This window comes from Cellvibrio fontiphilus (assembly GCF_042646205.1).
Classification (GTDB): domain Bacteria; phylum Pseudomonadota; class Gammaproteobacteria; order Pseudomonadales; family Cellvibrionaceae; genus Cellvibrio; species Cellvibrio fontiphilus_A.
This window is the reverse complement of sequence record NZ_JBHRTF010000003.1, coordinates 562,440-578,000: the sequence shown is the minus strand read 5'-3', so window position 1 is coordinate 578,000 and position 15,561 is coordinate 562,440. Positions and strand designations below refer to the sequence as shown.

The following is a 15,561-nucleotide window of genomic DNA, read 5'->3' as shown; positions in this document are numbered from 1 at the left end:
TTTGTTTAATCACACCTGAGGAAAAATAAACATCAACCCCAGATTTTAATTAGCCATTTTGGCAATAACACCCAAATTACAACCCGTCACCACATAACCACCGCTAATCGATTGTTGCTGCTTACAGAACCAGAGGTTCTTGGGCCAGTTGGGTATGCCCAGTAATATCTGATTGGGGCTGCCAAGGCTAACATCGACGATATAAATAGATTCAAGTAATAGCCAGGATGTATCTGAGCTCATCGAACCTACGTGAATATCAAAAAGATCAACATTGAAATTATTTATTGAAACAGAATCGGGCAAATCAATAATTGTTTCTTTAACTGCTCCCGGGAACTGTCCATTAATAGACTCCCAACTACTCCCCATCACAGTTAATTCCAGATCTACATTAGCAACACTACCGCCACGCGCACCAACAATAGTGACAAACTTGATTCTAGTAACTGCCATAACTAACTCCTTTTTAAGATAAAAATTAGCTGACTTAACCTGCCCTGCGAACAACGAGCAGTTCTACTGAGCATAAAATTCCTGTTTATGTATGTCTATTAATTAAGGCCTCAAGAAAAAATATTGGCGCAGAAACAATTATTATCAATTAACGCTTTTAGGAAATCTAAAAGTCGTCTGCATAACAAACGCCTGTACCGCCTAAACCACAATAACCGCCAGGGTTTTTATGCAAATATTGTTGATGGTAAGTTTCCGCATAATAAAACTCAGTAGCAGGTAATATTTCTGTCGTAATAGCGCCAATATTTTTTTGATTCAGCGCTGCCTGATAAGCCACTCGGGTTTGCTCAGCCAATTCCTTTTGTGAATCATTGAAGTAATAAATACCCGAACGATATTGTGTACCGCGATCATTCCCCTGACGCATGCCCTGGGTCGGATTGTGAGACTCCCAAAACACAGCCAACAATTTATCTAGCGAGGTTACTGCAGGGTTAAACACAACTAAAACCACCTCATTGTGGCCGGTTAAACCACTGCACACTTCTTCATAGGTAGGATTGGGAGTATAACCAGCGGTATAACCTACCGCTGTTGTATATACACCCGGTTGCTGCCAAAACTTGCGCTCAGCGCCCCAGAAACAACCAAGACCAAACAGGATCTGCTCATAACCAGCTGGAAAAGGAGGTTTAATACAGGTTCCATTAACCGCATGATTGTTGGCAACCTGCAATGGCTCGGGGCGCCCGGCGAGTGCCTGATCTGGTGTTGGCATTTGCATTTTGGTGAGTGAAAACATAGCTCAGAACTCCCATCGATTCTTCAAATAAAAACGGTGCCCTCGGGCACCGTTGCTAATCAATTATGATCAAAACCAGCGGCTCATATTCAGCCGCTCCCACCAGGTCATTAATAACCTGTCTACCGCTGCTTGCGCGGCAAAACCTAATTTTTCGGGTAAGGATTTTTTGTAGGTAAACTCCACCTCAAAAATGTCGGCATTTTCTGCTTGGGCGAATAAGTATTCGTCGCTGGTTTGAATTTCATCGATCAGATTGACATCTTTAGCGCGACGCCCAAACCAAACTTCACCTGTTGCTACTTTAACTACATCCACCTGCGGGCGATGCTCACTTACAAATTCTTTAAACAAGACATGTGTGTCTTCCAATTCTTCAACAAACTTCGCGCGACCTTTTTCGGTGTTTTCACCAAACATAGTGACTGTGCGTTTATATTCACCAGCAGTGAACATTTCGTAATCTATGTCGTTTTTCTTCAACAGTTTGTGGAAATTAGGCAGCTGGGCCACCACACCAATCGACCCGAGAATAGCAAAAGGCGCAGCGACAATTTTATTGGCAACACAAGCCATCATGTAGCCACCGCTGGCTGCAACTTTGTCCACACAGATAGTCAGCGGAATATTTTTATTGGTAATACGCGTAAGTTGACTGGATGCCAAACCATAGCTGTGCACCATACCGCCACCACTTTCAACTTTAACGACCACCTCATCGGTAGGTTTAGCCAAAGTCAAAACCGTGCTGATTTCCTCGCGCAGTGAGTCCACCGCAGAAGCCTTAATATCACCATAAAAGTCCAGTACAAAGATGCGCTTTTTTTCCGGAGCAGGCTGGGGCTCTGAATCAGCTTTGGTTTTCTCTGCTGCTTTAGCCGCTTTTTTCTTTTCAGCCTTTTCGTCTTTAAGGCGCTTTTTCTCAGCCTTCTCAAATTCTTTGTACGCCTCATCATCCATCATGGCGTCACGCAAGGTATCCCTCAGTTGATCAAATTTTTCATTTAATTTGGTAACTTCGATGTGACCTTTTTCGGACTTTTTATTACGTCCACCCAGGGATACAGCAACAATCACAACAACCAAAATAGCAACAACAAAAGTAACTACCTTGGCCAAAAATAACCCGTATTCTGCTAAAAATTCCAAAGGACTAACTCCACACATCAAATAAAAATAATTTCATACCCACTAAACCACTTGGCGAGCAATCAAAAAACACTTACAGCATCACGAGCCACTTGGTTCACGGGGCGAGCAACTAAACCGGTATTAGATAAACTAATTTCAAATAAGGCACCGTCTTTCATGGGCAAATAAGTGGCAGAGCCATACACCGCATCAACAACCGGTAACCAACGGGGATTAGTGTTAATGATTTCCCACACATCAATACCATACATATCAGGATGAACACTGTGGGCCGTGCGTTTGGCCGTAGTTTCCTGTTCTATGTCGTAATAACGACCGCTCAAACGCTCCAATCGGTAGGCAGGTTTTAATCCAAAACCTGCTAAATAACCTTTCCATTTGACAATACGCGCATCAAGTTGCCACTGATCACCACGCAATTCAACCCGCTGTTCTTTGCCGGTTTTATCCGAGAGCACAGCAAAATAATGCTGCTCCTCGACCTTATCAAAACTGATAGTCGCGACCGGCTGCTCTTGTAGAACCTGTTTGTAACTGTATAAATCGAATGCCGTCATGCCAATAAGCGCGGCAAGAGAAATCAATCCGAGCCCAAATAGCCCACGACAAAATCCAACAAACCAAGTATTTTGCCAAAGCATTTTTCCTGCTTTGTAAAAAATAAATACCGCAACTAACGCGATAAAAAATGCAAGTAGAGTAAAAATCATAAAAAGCTACCTGTCACTGGCTGATTATTATTAAGGAGTTAATGCTGAAGAAGTCAGCAATTGCCTCTCGCGTTCTTGAACATAATGGGCAATTAACTGCCCAGCCACACTAGCTTTTGCAGGTATGCTGGGCAACTGATCATAACGGAACCATTTGGCATCTATAATTTCTTGTGGGTCTGGAGTTATCTCTCCGGCCTCGTACTCTGCAAAAAAACCGAGCATTAACTGTGCTGGAAATGGCCATGGTTGGCTTTGGAAATAACGCAGAGCGCCAACTGTCAGCCCCACCTCTTCCTTTACTTCACGGCGCACACATTCCTCCACACTCTCCCCTGCCTCCACAAACCCCGCTAAAGTGCTGAAAACAACACGATTGGCGCGACGGTGATGCGCCAGCAAAAGATAATCCCCGTTGGTTACCAATACGATCATGCAAGGAGATATTCGTGGGTAAAAACGAAGCTCGCAAAAAGTACAGCAAGTTGCCCGATCAGACTCATCCTGCTGGGTTGGGCGACCGCAACGGCCGCAATACTGATGATCATAAAACCATTGGGCAATTTGCAGTGCACGACCAGCCAACTGGAAAAACTCGGGGGTCAAAATTTCCAATTGTGATCGCAGCCCCAGCCACTCATAACCCTCAGGCAAAGCAGCAGGTTCTAACACTCTCACCCACAGATCCTCGCCAGCAAGCAGCCCAAGATAATGTTCGCTAAGAATTGAAGTGTTTGGTAAAGCAGCTTCAAGCGCATTGGCGATAAGCAACCTACCTGACTGGCACAGCAGCAAGTCACAACGCAAATCACGCGTTGCGGCCACAAGAATAAAGCGCCGGTTACGATTGGCAACCGGCGCTACATGGTTAGCATGAAACTCAAAAGATGTAAGGTTGAACTCACTAGACATAATTAGAGGTTGTAACCCAGTGCTTGCAGGCTTTCTTCAGCAATCTGCAAAACCGCAGTATCGGCATTTTTATTCAATTTCAATGCGTCAAGATAGTATTCCAGACTGATAACAGCATCGGCGAAGGTTTCGAGCAAGTGTTGAATTGCAGGTTGTTGTTCAGCAGCCAGCAAATCATCCTCCACAAAACGCATGCATCCTGCGAGCACATTGGCTGCACGCGCAAGCCCCAGCACAAACATACCACCGCGAACCGAGTCTAGAATGCCTGGAATATTACGAATATGTCCCTTGTCATAATTGGACTCAGCAAATGCGCTTAATGCGCGCTTCACCGTAGCCAGTCCCAATTCCGCTTCATCTATGACAATCTTTTCGGCTTCAGCGATTTGATTGTTAGTCATCGCTGCATCGCGCGACAATGAATTGATTTGGGCTAATTTATCATCGGACAAATTGGCATTATGCAAACCGGCAATAGTGCTCTCTACATACAGCATAGTGTCAGCAACCTGCAATAACTCATCAGGAGTTACCGCACTGCGATTTGCTTGCCATTGCGCGATTTTTTCAATTTCTTGTTTCAAACTTGCACTGGGTGCCACCAAGCCAACAATCGATAAAATATCGGCAATTTTTTTCAAGGTTTCCAATAATTCCGGAGAATCATTTAACAGCTCTGCACCGCCCTGGGCTGCACGCTCAAGAATATTCTTGGTACTGTGCAATTCATCTGTGAGTACAGTAACCATGGAGCTGATGGTATTGGCACTCGGGCCACTCAAAAACTCCATTTCACGAACCAATTCGGCTTCGGTATAACCAATTGGCCCCACACTGAACGCGGCAAGAACTGCAACGGATTGCGGTTGCTCCGAGTGAGCTAAAGCGAGCAGATATAACAACTCTTTTTGTAACGCCTGATCTACTTCGCGATCAAGAACAGCTTTACCTTCAAATTGAAAACGTTTTATTTCACGTTCAATTGCGCTGAAAAGCATTTTGCGGCTTTTTGTGAGCTGCATTTTTTTCTCGCCAATTGCAGCCAACGTGGTTCCACACAACCACCAGAAATTGCCCAGAGGCTTGCCTGCTGAAACCGACTCCAAACGTTGTAATGCTCGAATCATCATACCCAGTGAAGGCATTACCTGAACAGATTTAAGGACATTTAATAAAGCCGCTTGATACATATGCCGCAGCCGACGCACCAAAACACTCAGATCTTCAGACAGCTCTGGACTGGAAACACTATGATGCCGGTGACACTTGATGTTCGCGAGTGAGAAAAAATAACTTTCCGGTAAGAGGCTAGCCTTGCGCGCCAAGCGCAGCTCATTGATATGCGGGATTAGCAGCATCGGCATACTGCGGGCAGTTTGGGAGCAGTATTCAAGATAACGTGGCAATACAAAAAAGCTGGCTGTTAAAAGTTCTAATTTAGTATCGGTACTGGGGTCATCACCCAAAGTTATATCAGTAATATGAGTGACCAACTCATCGGCAAGCAAATCCAAGCCGCGCAACTGTATAAGGCTGAGAATTCCTCGGATTTGCTTAATACCCTCGATACAATTTTGCAGTAACTCGCCATTATTTCGATCCTGCGCAAATTGCTCCAAGCGAATTGCCGATTGCTCAATGGTTGCAACCAACTCGTCATGAACCATTTTCAGTGAAGCAAGATTTAATGTTTCTGTTGTGCTCACGATAACTTCCTGGGTTTTAATCTATTGTATGGCCACAATTTACCAGAACAATTTATGACCGTTCATCGATATTCGGGTGAATTGACTCTATACCATGTTTGGCGGTATTTCACCGGAAGCTGTTAAATATGCGCTAACCAGCTCCGGGATTGATGAATATTTCTCACTTGTAGATGTTAAAACATAACCCTGTTGGCAAATATTTAACTCAAGCAGCCAAACAACGAGTAGATAAAGGCCAAATCAACCACGCAACCACACACAATTATCACCGCTGGCTTTAGCGATTGCGGCTAATTTTTGTTGGTGCAACTCCAGTTCGTCTATCGTTGCGCTAATTACCGGCAGGGGCGTGCGAGCTGCGGGCAAACGGCGAATCTGGTTGTGGTCTTCACCGCCCTGCTCTTTTGATTGATTTCCACCCAGCGATAATGCTGTCTGACCACCAGTCATTAGCAAATAAACATCCGCCAGAATCTCGGCGTCCAACAAAGCTCCGTGCAACTCACGCTGGGAATTATCCACTCCGTAACGCTTACAGAGGGCATCAAGATTATTTTTCTGCCCTGGGTGTTTTGCCCGAGCCATCAGCAAGGTATCAACAACATGACAGCGAGCTTTAATAGAACCAAAACCCGGTCGCAACAGGTTTAATTCGTAATCAATAAAACCGATATCAAACGCTGCGTTGTGAATTACCAGCTCGGCATCGCCTATAAAGCTGAGGAAATCATCAGCAATTCGTGCAAATACCGGCTTATCGGCCAGCATCGCATTGCTAATGCCGTGCACGGCTTGAGCGCCTGCATCCACTTCGCGCTCGGGGTTAATGTATTGATGATAGTGACGTCCGGTTAGGCGCCGGTTAAATAGTTCAACGCAACCTATTTCAATAATTCGGTGCCCTTGTGAGGTTTCCAGACCGGTTGTTTCAGTATCCAGTACAATTTGACGCATCGAGTATTAACCTGGTTCTTTTCAGTGTTAGCTTGATTGGGTTGGGTAGCACCAAGTCATTTGTAATGCTCAGCGTTGTTGGGCAGCAACCCAATAATGTGTCGATTGCGGGCCGCGGGCCCCAATATGCGGGTAACTGCCAAACCGCGCAAAGGACGGTATTGTTTCCATGCAGGTTTGATGGGGGTTACCGAAAAATGATCTTTACGCGCAACAATTAGATAGAAGCCACCCCAAGGTAAACGCAGTCTTTTACCCCAGAGCTCAAGCCATTGCAAATATTTAATAGCCCCCGTTTGTGGCATCGGCGGCCGGTAGAAACCCTGATAGACCGCCACTGCCTCCATATCCACCAAGGCAAGCCAGTCCAGCAGGCGACCCTTGCGTAAATATTGAAAGCGCCAACGCGGCTTGGCGCTAAAAAAGCGGATTATGCTGGCGCACAACCCCCACATACTCCAGGGGTTGAAACCCACCACCAATAGATGCCCCCTGGGGATTACGACACGCGCAGCCTCGCGTAGTAAGTGGTGAGGACTTTGGCTGTAGTCCAACGCATGATGCAGGATTACCGCATCAATTGATTCGGTGGCAAATGGCAGGTGATTAAAATCGGCGCAGACACCAGGTGGATACCCCGTTTCAATCTTGGGATGCAGCAAGAAGCGGTGGGAAATCCGGCATTCTTTCGATAACTCCAGCCTCCCACTTACACCCAGTTGCAATAAGTGATAGCCAAAAACACACTGCAGCGCTTCATCCAAGGCTTCGCGCTCCTCACCAAGCAGCGCTTCACCTAAAGGCGACTCGAACCAGTCACTCATATCCACAATAGAATCGCGCATCGGCACAACACCGAAACGCTTTTTCCATAACAGCGACAAGCGAACCAGCAGTCGATGTGGTGTTTTTTTTAATTTCGGGTCCATCAAACGCCCTCGTGTGGAATCCATAATCTACCACAACCGAGAATTAAGGATTGACTGCCAAAATAATCGACCAAGGCGTAAAATTACGCTGCATCACGCGGAGGATAGTCAGAATGTGCGCCCCCCAAATTAGCGCCATACCTATATTTGAAAACAATTATGTGTGGGTAATTAGGCCTGATCCGAGCCAACCGGATGTATATCTGGTGGATCCGGGCGAAGTAGTCCCGGTAATCAGCTTCCTCACCAAGCACCAGTTACTACCTAAAGCCATACTAGTGACACACAGGCACCGGGATCACATTGAGGGGATTAAAGAGATAACTCACCACTGGCCAATTCCGGTCTATGGCCCCGATTCAGCAGCCATCCCCCAAGTCACCCATCCCCTCATAGAGGGTGATGTTTTACGACTGGATGATTTGGCATTTCACATAATGGCAGTGCCCGGCCACACCAACGAACACATAGCCTTTTTTCTACCGGCCTCCGCTCAATGCACCCCAAGAGCCGCTCCCCTAGTTTTTTGTGGCGATGCACTTTTTGCTGGAGGCTGTGGCCGTATGTTTGACGGCCCCGCCGATCTGATGTGGAACTCACTCTGCAAACTTGCGGCGCTACCCGATAACACTCTTATCTACTGCACCCATGAGTACACCCTCGCCAATCTGGAGTTTGCTGTGGCAGTCGAGCCGGATAACACCGCAATTCATGAGCGCCTGAAGCAAACCAGGGTGTTGCGAGAAGAAGCCAGGATAACCTTGCCTTCTAATATTTTGATGGAAAAACGAACAAATCCGTTTTTGCGCTGTCATCTTGATGGCGTCAAAAACTTTGTTTGCCCTGAAGGAGTTAATAATTACTCACCAGCACAAGTCTTTGCCTTACTGCGCGCGCTAAAAGATAACTGGGCAAGCTAAAAGATAGCTGGGCAGGCCAGAACACTAGACCGCAGGCTGCCAAATGATGCTCAGAAACCAATCAACCCAGCCAGTGACTGACTGTGACTTGGCGCCGCTTATTCCAGATTGAGCGTTGACCACACATCGGGCAGCACCTAGAATCCGTGATCCACAGACCCAAGGAAGGTGAAGGCAATCACTAAACAGCAGTAATTTTCAAAATTATTAGGATACACAGCCTAATAATTAAAAGTTATTGTGCGAATAAACCAGCTTTTGTAACACGGAATTTGATACGAGTTTTTGTTTCAACTTCCACCAAACCAAAAGCCCAGAGTCGAAAGTGACCCTATGAATCACCAAAATTCTTTTGCGAAACTCTCTTCAGGTCTGTTTCTAGCCCTCTTGATTACCGGTTGTAGTAGCCTGCCGGACAAAAATCAGGAAGCACCGCAAGCCAAAATAGAAAGCATAAAAAAGAGCACCAAAAAGTCTTCGGATAACAAAGCTGCCGCCAACCAACAAACAAGCAATCTGTGGGATGAAATTGTAAAAGGTTATGCCTTTCCGCCGGTGAGCGACGACCTTGTTCGCAACAACTTACGCTGGCTCAGCAATAACCAACGATACCTTGATCGCGTTACCGAACAAAGCCGCCCTTACCTCTACCACGTCACCAATCAACTTAAAGCAAATGACTTGCCTTTAGAGCTAGCACTTTTACCGATTGTGGAAAGCGCTTACGACCCATTTGCATCGTCTCCCAGCCGGGCTCTGGGTGTTTGGCAGTTCATGCCACAAACCGCACGTAACTTCGGATTGGCGCAAAATCACTGGTACGACGGTAGAAGGGACATTCTCGCTTCTACAGATGCAGCAGTACGCTATCTCAAGCGCCTCAATACTATGTTTGATGGTGACTGGTTTCTGGTTATCGCCGCCTATAATGCGGGCGAAGGTACGGTTCGCCGGGCGATAGAAAAAAATCGCAAGCAAGGTAAAGGGGTGGATTTTTGGTCATTGCCTTTGTCGCAACAAACACGTTCCTACATTCCCCAGCTTGTAGCGCTCTCCAAGGTAATTGCAAATCCAGCCAAATATGAGCTGGAGCTGGCAGCAATTCCAAACAGCCCTTATTTCACCACCGTCAATGTGAGTACACCTGTTGATTTAGCACAGGCAGCACGCATGGCTGAAATAGATCCCAAGGAACTGCGCAACCTGAATGCGGGTTATAACCGCTGGATTACCAACCCATCTGGCCCACATCAGCTATTAGTACCCGTGGCGGACGCCGCACAGTTCACGCTAACGCTCGATAAACTGCCACAAATTAAGCCTATGCAAATCGCCGGTGATTACAAAGTAAAATCCGGCGATACATTAGGTGCATTAGCCAAACGCTACGGCACAAGTGTTGCTGCAATCCAAGCAGCAAATAATCTTAAATCCACCAACCTAAGGGTGGGTCAAAGCCTCAGCATTCCCGGTCAAGCACCAGTCAACTCACCATACGCCATTCAGGCAGAGCAGGAAATTGCGCAGCGAAATCAAAGAAGTAATAGTGTTCATTACACGGTGAAGTCTGGAGACAGTTTTTGGACTATCGCAAAGAACCACAATACCAGTGTCAAAAATCTGCTGAAGTGGAATGATTTAAGTGCAAATGCCAAGCTCAAACCCGGCCAAAAACTATTGATTGCTGATAGAGCCATTACACAGAAAGATGGCAATAAAATTACCTATCAAATAAAAAGTGGCGATACATTAAATAAAATCGCGAATAAGTTTGCAGTCTCAAAACAAGACATTCTGAGCTGGAACAAAGTAAAAAATGAAAGCTACATTCACCCAGGCCAAGAGCTAACTATTTTCTTATCCGCCAAAAATTAATTATAAAAATTAATACAAGCCCAATAAAAAAGCCGCAGCTCATCACTGCGGCTTTTTACTGTATAACGCCCCGCCACTATTCTTTTAACAAGTCTTCTGCAGCATTAACAAGAAAGATATAACTGGCAGCAAGGTTAACAACATATTCGTTTTGCCCCCAAAAGAAAGGCCAGTCTTCATGGTTCTCCGGGTAGTCGGGCTTTAGGATAAGAATACCTGGCACAATCCCACCAGAAATAAATGAGAAGTCAGCGCGATTCATTCCATAAGCCACCTCTTTACTGCGTGTACCTACATTAGATACCAGCGAGAGATTATGGGCGGGGTGTGTGCCATACAAAAAATTTAACCCTTGTAATACCGATTCACGACCAACTGCATCAGGAAATGTTTTGTGAATAAAATAGTTATTCAGCGCATGACGAATTACTGCACCACTGCCAGCCCAACCACCTTCGGTGATAGGTACACCAAACGGATTTTTCGCCTCTAGGTCTTTAAGCTGCGCACTGTAAGCCAATGCCTTGGTATTTAAAGCTGCCTTAAAATCAGTATTCATATAGGGAATCGCGCGAACAAACCAAGAGGCATTAAATCCAAACTCTACCTCGCCCAACAATTTTTCCACCGCTTTCGCGTATCGGGTATCGCCCGTACTTATTAATAATTCAGTAGCCGCTTTAAGCTGTTCGTGTTCAAGCTTTCCGCCGGTGGTATTACCGTGCCGGAACATGTCGGGTTTAGCCTTGGCAGCCTCATCTGCCCAGACTTTTTTGGCTGTTGCCAAACACTCTTTGGCAAGCTCGTCATTGAACCCGGTCAGTGCGCGACTTGCAGCTGCAAGTGCGGCCGCGGAACCATAGTTTAATGCAGAGGATTTACTGGTAAACGCCCAGCGATCATCAAATTTTCCGCTTTTAAAACCATCGGTTTCCAGCTCTCCCATTTTAGGGTCGTAAATTAAATTATCTGTTTTGGTGATGCCGTCACCCAAGTGATGATATTGATCGATATGCGCCTCTACAATTCCTGGAATCGCATGGCCGATTGCACGGTGTTGCGCGATCAACGCGAGCGTGCCGTGTTCAATCTGCTGTAACACATCGGGTTTACCATCAGCAGTGTGTAAATCCACAAATTTTCTGGCGTAATCCACACTGGTAGTGTCGCGTAATAAACCAAACTTATTGTTTTTGGGGCCAAACGTTTCCCAGGCTGTGACGAGCGTATTGACAACATCGTATTGTGTTTGTGTGCGGATATCGTAATCACCGGCATCGTACCAACCGCCAATATTCAAGCCGGGAATATGTTCACCGGGTTTAAATTTTGTATCTGTGGTTGGCCCTTGCGCATACAAATCAAAATGTTCGTGGTTTACTGGTGCTTGCAGTGCATCATCCAAATGCGATGCACCATGCCATATACGATAAGATTCATTCACCGTCACGTGATCCATTTGCACTGGCAAATACATATCCAGCGTGGGGTGCCATGCAGCCTGGTAAACCGTTTTATCGATGCGGAAACTGTGGGTTTGCTGGTCGCCATAGGTTATGGCATATAAACCCGGCGTTTGAATTTTACTAAAATCAAATTGGCGATATTCATAACGCAAATATTTTCCCCAGGATGTCGGCTTTTCAGTCAGCACCGTTTTGCGAGTGCCATCGGCATTGATCTTGACCAAGCTCGCTTTGTGGACTTTTTTGTCGCGCGCATCCAATTCAATCACCGCGACTTTTTTCTGTGCCGGATGATAGCCAACTTGAGAATGGGCAATCATTGGTTTGCGAATCCAGTTTTTTACCGTCGCCGCCTCAATTTGCCACTCGATTACCGCACCGGTTTTATTGGCAGGAATTTTACTGCGCACGACAAACCAGCCATTTTGTGCTTTGCCACGACCGTCATACAGTTCGAGCGTCGCACCCGCTGACTGGATACTCACACGGCGCTCCTCATCTTCCGGTGCAAACACCAAATGCTGCCCTTGCGCGAGCGCAACCGGATCAGCTTTACCATTAATTTCTTTTAAGCCTGTTGGATAAACAGGAAAGCCACCGGCTTTATCGTCCATCAAAAATGATTTATGAAAATAAGCAGCTGGCAAAAACTCTAAATTAAAACCTGCTTTTCCCTCCAGGGATTTTGGCAATGGTTTTGGCAAGTTAACTGTTAACAAGACACCAGCTGCGTTTTTAATGACTTTAATCGAAAAATCAAACTGCTCATCGGGATAGTGCAAAAACGCTTCAATCGATTGTTCATCACGATTAACTTTTCGCTCCTTGAACAGAGGCGTTAAATCCCACTGTTCCGGGGTTGCATTCAAACGCACATCGCCATTAGTGACAGTGCGCTCGCCGTGATGGATTAGTTCAACAGCACTGGTTTTGGAATCGCTAAATAGCCCGTCATACCAATTGCTAAACACCAGCACATTCAAACCGGGCTTTTCAAAATAGTCTTTGTCGTTTAATGCGAGGTCAATTTTTTTTGCCTGAACCGGCAACGCAAGAAAAATAGGAAGAGAAATAGAAAAAACAGCGAGCAAACCCCGCCATTGACCGAGCTGATATGCCATGTGTATCTCCAGATTTATTATGTTGGTGCCAATCACACCGACTTATAGTCTATTTGCACATAACAATCTGGCATACAAGTTTTACATTTAATAACGATGATTTAAAACTTATGAATTAATGGCTGCCGAATGAAACCTGAACTCTTCGTCGATACCTTCAATCAACGTCTTTTCCAGCGCAAGAAACTCTTGCACACGTGCAGAAATATCAGCGCCTTGTGCTGCGCGTTTGGCGAGGGTTAAGTAATCTTCGTAGTGGCGGGATTCGGATTTGAGAAGAGATAAATAAAATTTTTGTAACTCTTCATCAAGATGAGGCGCGAGTTTGGCGAAGCGTTCGCAGGAGCGGGCTTCGATGATAGCGCCGACGATGAGGGTATCGATGTAGCGGCCGGGTTCTGACGTGCGCACCAGTTTGCGCAGTTCGCCGGCGTAGCGACCGGGTGTTATTTGCTCGTAAGCAACTCCCCTCGCCTCCATAATCGCCATCACTTGCTCATAGTGGCGCAACTCTTCACGGGCCAGGCGCGACATTTTGTTCATCATGTCAAAATCGCCCACGTAGCGAAACATGAGGTTAATAGCCGTTGATGCCGCTTTTTTCTCGCAATTGGCGTGATCAAGCAATAGCAAAGCTTGATTATCGAGCGCGTTTTGCACCCATGCATCAGGAGTTTCGCAATGCAGGAATTGTTGGATTTTGACAAGAGCATTCATAAATAAAAAACTATTCGTGTTGTTCAAGAGTTTCAGCAGTGATGAAACAGGGTGAGATGTAGCGTTCGTAATGTGCGCAGGAAAGCGCGTAAAAATCCTTGTCAATATTGTCACGAATGACCGTCAAGGGTGTGCCTATCCACTGTGGATGCAAGTGCAAGCCATAGTGGCTTAAATCCTGAATTTGACTTGCTCCGGCGCGCAACAAGTCAAATACCCAACAGTAGGGATTCTGTTCAGCCTTGAATTGGATTTGCTGATGTTTAATTTGCGCAAGCAGCAGTTTTTCATCATTGATATGAATCATATTCTGGACGATTTGCGCGAGGAAATTTTCCAACCGCTGGGCAATTAACAAGCGCTGCTCGTGTGTGTAGGCATTCCAATGAATCACTTCATGACCGAAACGTTTGCAACCGCGGCAAACGCTGTCGCCAATGCCGGTGGAGCAAATTCCTACGCAGGGTGTTTTAACGGGCTTTAATACGAGCATAAAACATCACAAAAAATCAGGTGAAGCCTTGGCTTTCACCTGACGTAAAAAATAAATCGAATTAATAGGCAGAACCAGTAATACCAAGTTCAATTTTCCACAGCGAACCGGCACCCGTTAAAAACAGGGTTGTACCTTCTGCACCACCAAAAGCGACATTGGTTAAGTTGGCATCCACTTTTGCTTGCGCTATTTGTTCGCCTTGTGGTGTAAACACACGCAGTTGACGTGACAAATGCTCTGTTAAGTAGATATTGCCTAAACAATCCACCGCCATGCCATCGGGAATATGGATACCTGTCACCAGATCCTTACCCGCTTGCGGAACACCATCCACAATTTCGTAGGCACGCAGTACACCTTGTTCACCACCACCGTTTACGTAAAGTACAGATTCGTCAGGCGAGAGAGTCACACCATTAGGATTGCTGATAGTGTCGTCAACCAAGGTAACCGTGCCGTCTGTAGCTACGCGATAAACACCGGTTTTTTCCTGGCCGCCGGGCGCAGCATCGCGCTGGAAGGCTGGATCAGTGAAATAAATCACTCCATCTGCGGTGATGGCAATGTCATTAGGCGAATTAAATACGTTGCCGGCAAAGGTTTGGGCCACTGACGTTCGCTCTCCAGTCGCCACATTGTAGCGCGACACACTTTTGTATTTGTGGGTACCCGCAACCAACAATCCATCGTTATCGACTGCCAGACCATTACTCCCCGAATCCGCCAGAACCGTTGCCATCTGCCCGGAGGCATCCAATTTTTGAATACGGGAAGGAAAACCCTCGCTGAACACAAAATCGGAAAAATAGAGGGAATCGTTTATCCAGACTGGACCTTCATAAAGTCCGGGCTCAGTTCGAGTGCTATTAGCCGCCACTATGCGCTCAGGAATTAAATCACCTTCGGGTGCAACACCTTCACAGGCCGCATTGGCAGCAAGGGATGAAATAGCGCTATCCCCTGCCGAAGAAACCGGCACAGAACTGGCGGTGCTGACTTGGTTGGATTGTTGTTCGCAGGCGATCAGCCCGAGCGAGACGGCGGTTAACAGTCCGAGTTTCAGGAGTGGTTTGGATAAGGTTGTCATACTGATCCCCTTGTTATTTGTAATCATTATTTATTGTCGCTGATTGCGATAGCTGCAGATAAATTGCCGAGGTCCAACCGCTGGGTAAGACCGGCGCTCACCTTATCATAATCAGGTTCAAATACCGACCCAAAAGCCGGCCAACAGCGCCCTGTGAACATTAACAGCAGGAATTGCTTAGGGTATACTCTGCGCCCGATTTAACGTGCTTTTGGTAAATCAGCACTGCACCAGAGAAGATGCAGTGAA

At 46.2% G+C, this 15,561-nt stretch carries 14 protein-coding genes; 2 read left to right on the top strand and 12 right to left on the bottom strand.

Annotation, left to right across the window (positions count from 1 at the left end):
* Positions 1-45: 45 nt before the first annotated feature.
* The 8 genes from ACFODX_RS08140 to ACFODX_RS08105 all read right to left on the bottom strand — a co-directional run bounded on the left by ACFODX_RS08140 (position 46) and on the right by ACFODX_RS08105 (position 7,654).
* The gene (locus ACFODX_RS08140) at positions 46-456 is read right to left on the bottom strand and encodes a hypothetical protein (protein WP_378117891.1); all 411 of its coding nucleotides are present in this window, start codon (positions 454-456) and stop codon (positions 46-48) included.
* A 166-nt stretch (positions 457-622) separates the two neighbouring features.
* Positions 623-1,261, bottom strand: coding sequence for a peptide-methionine (S)-S-oxide reductase MsrA (msrA, locus tag ACFODX_RS08135; protein ID WP_378117889.1), 639 nt, complete (start codon positions 1,259-1,261; stop codon positions 623-625).
* 69 nt (positions 1,262-1,330) lie between these two features.
* Entirely contained in the window at positions 1,331-2,410 is a 1,080-nt protein-coding gene (gene sohB / locus ACFODX_RS08130; protein ID WP_378117887.1) for a protease SohB, read from the bottom strand.
* A 62-nt stretch (positions 2,411-2,472) separates the two neighbouring features.
* Positions 2,473-3,123 (bottom strand): cation/multidrug efflux pump, encoded by a 651-nt coding sequence (locus ACFODX_RS08125; protein WP_378117885.1) that lies wholly within the window; start codon positions 3,121-3,123, stop codon positions 2,473-2,475.
* Positions 3,124-3,153: 30 nt separating this feature from the next.
* Complete coding sequence (nudC, locus tag ACFODX_RS08120) at positions 3,154-4,035, bottom strand: NAD(+) diphosphatase (RefSeq protein WP_378117881.1); 882 nt, start codon at positions 4,033-4,035, stop codon at positions 3,154-3,156.
* A gap of 2 nt (positions 4,036-4,037) precedes the next feature.
* On the bottom strand, positions 4,038-5,744 hold the full coding sequence (locus tag ACFODX_RS08115) for a pilus assembly protein (protein WP_378117879.1): 1,707 nt from the start codon (positions 5,742-5,744) through the stop codon (positions 4,038-4,040).
* Between the two features lie 243 nt (positions 5,745-5,987).
* A complete protein-coding gene (gene dnaQ / locus ACFODX_RS08110) occupies positions 5,988-6,701 on the bottom strand; it encodes a DNA polymerase III subunit epsilon (protein ID WP_378117877.1) in 714 nt (237 codons plus the stop codon).
* Positions 6,702-6,757: 56 nt separating this feature from the next.
* Entirely contained in the window at positions 6,758-7,654 is an 897-nt protein-coding gene (locus ACFODX_RS08105) for a class I SAM-dependent methyltransferase (protein WP_378117875.1), read from the bottom strand.
* Positions 7,655-7,680: 26 nt separating this feature from the next.
* Between ACFODX_RS08105 and gloB the strand changes: the two genes are divergently transcribed.
* Together gloB and ACFODX_RS08095 are read left to right on the top strand one after the other, a co-directional pair.
* Positions 7,681-8,550 (top strand): hydroxyacylglutathione hydrolase, encoded by an 870-nt coding sequence (gloB, locus tag ACFODX_RS08100; protein ID WP_378117873.1) that lies wholly within the window; start codon positions 7,681-7,683, stop codon positions 8,548-8,550.
* 333 nt (positions 8,551-8,883) lie between these two features.
* On the top strand, positions 8,884-10,425 hold the full coding sequence (locus tag ACFODX_RS08095) for a lytic transglycosylase (protein ID WP_378117872.1): 1,542 nt from the start codon (positions 8,884-8,886) through the stop codon (positions 10,423-10,425).
* A 76-nt stretch (positions 10,426-10,501) separates the two neighbouring features.
* Here ACFODX_RS08095 and ACFODX_RS08090 read toward each other — a convergent pair whose 3' ends face one another.
* The 4 genes from ACFODX_RS08090 to ACFODX_RS08075 all read right to left on the bottom strand — a co-directional run bounded on the left by ACFODX_RS08090 (position 10,502) and on the right by ACFODX_RS08075 (position 15,312).
* Positions 10,502-13,012, bottom strand: a complete 2,511-nt coding sequence (locus tag ACFODX_RS08090; RefSeq protein WP_378117870.1) for a glycoside hydrolase family 9 protein — start codon at positions 13,010-13,012, stop codon at positions 10,502-10,504.
* Between the two features lie 108 nt (positions 13,013-13,120).
* Entirely contained in the window at positions 13,121-13,729 is a 609-nt protein-coding gene (miaE, locus tag ACFODX_RS08085; RefSeq protein ID WP_378117868.1) for a tRNA-(ms[2]io[6]A)-hydroxylase, read from the bottom strand.
* Positions 13,730-13,739: 10 nt separating this feature from the next.
* Positions 13,740-14,222 carry a DUF1289 domain-containing protein gene (locus ACFODX_RS08080; protein WP_378117866.1) on the bottom strand — a complete coding sequence of 161 codons (483 nt, stop codon included), beginning with the start codon at positions 14,220-14,222 and terminating at the stop codon, positions 13,740-13,742.
* Positions 14,223-14,283: 61 nt separating this feature from the next.
* The gene (locus ACFODX_RS08075; protein WP_378117864.1) at positions 14,284-15,312 is read right to left on the bottom strand and encodes an SMP-30/gluconolactonase/LRE family protein; all 1,029 of its coding nucleotides are present in this window, start codon (positions 15,310-15,312) and stop codon (positions 14,284-14,286) included.
* Positions 15,313-15,561: the final 249 nt, after the last annotated feature.

Coding starts and splice junctions, on each gene's coding strand:
- ACFODX_RS08140 (WP_378117891.1), bottom strand. CDS start 456: ATGGCAGTTACTAGAATCAAGTTTGTCACTATTGTTGGTGCGCGTGGC.
- msrA (WP_378117889.1), bottom strand. CDS start 1,261: ATGTTTTCACTCACCAAAATGCAAATGCCAACACCAGATCAGGCACTC.
- ACFODX_RS08125 (WP_378117885.1), bottom strand. CDS start 3,123: ATGATTTTTACTCTACTTGCATTTTTTATCGCGTTAGTTGCGGTATTT.
- nudC (WP_378117881.1), bottom strand. CDS start 4,035: ATGTCTAGTGAGTTCAACCTTACATCTTTTGAGTTTCATGCTAACCAT.
- dnaQ (WP_378117877.1), bottom strand. CDS start 6,701: ATGCGTCAAATTGTACTGGATACTGAAACAACCGGTCTGGAAACCTCA.
- ACFODX_RS08105 (WP_378117875.1), bottom strand. CDS start 7,654: ATGGATTCCACACGAGGGCGTTTGATGGACCCGAAATTAAAAAAAACA.
- ACFODX_RS08095 (WP_378117872.1), top strand. CDS start 8,884: ATGAATCACCAAAATTCTTTTGCGAAACTCTCTTCAGGTCTGTTTCTA.
- ACFODX_RS08090 (WP_378117870.1), bottom strand. CDS start 13,012: ATGGCATATCAGCTCGGTCAATGGCGGGGTTTGCTCGCTGTTTTTTCT.
- miaE (WP_378117868.1), bottom strand. CDS start 13,729: ATGAATGCTCTTGTCAAAATCCAACAATTCCTGCATTGCGAAACTCCT.
- ACFODX_RS08080 (WP_378117866.1), bottom strand. CDS start 14,222: ATGCTCGTATTAAAGCCCGTTAAAACACCCTGCGTAGGAATTTGCTCC.
- ACFODX_RS08075 (WP_378117864.1), bottom strand. CDS start 15,312: ATGACAACCTTATCCAAACCACTCCTGAAACTCGGACTGTTAACCGCC.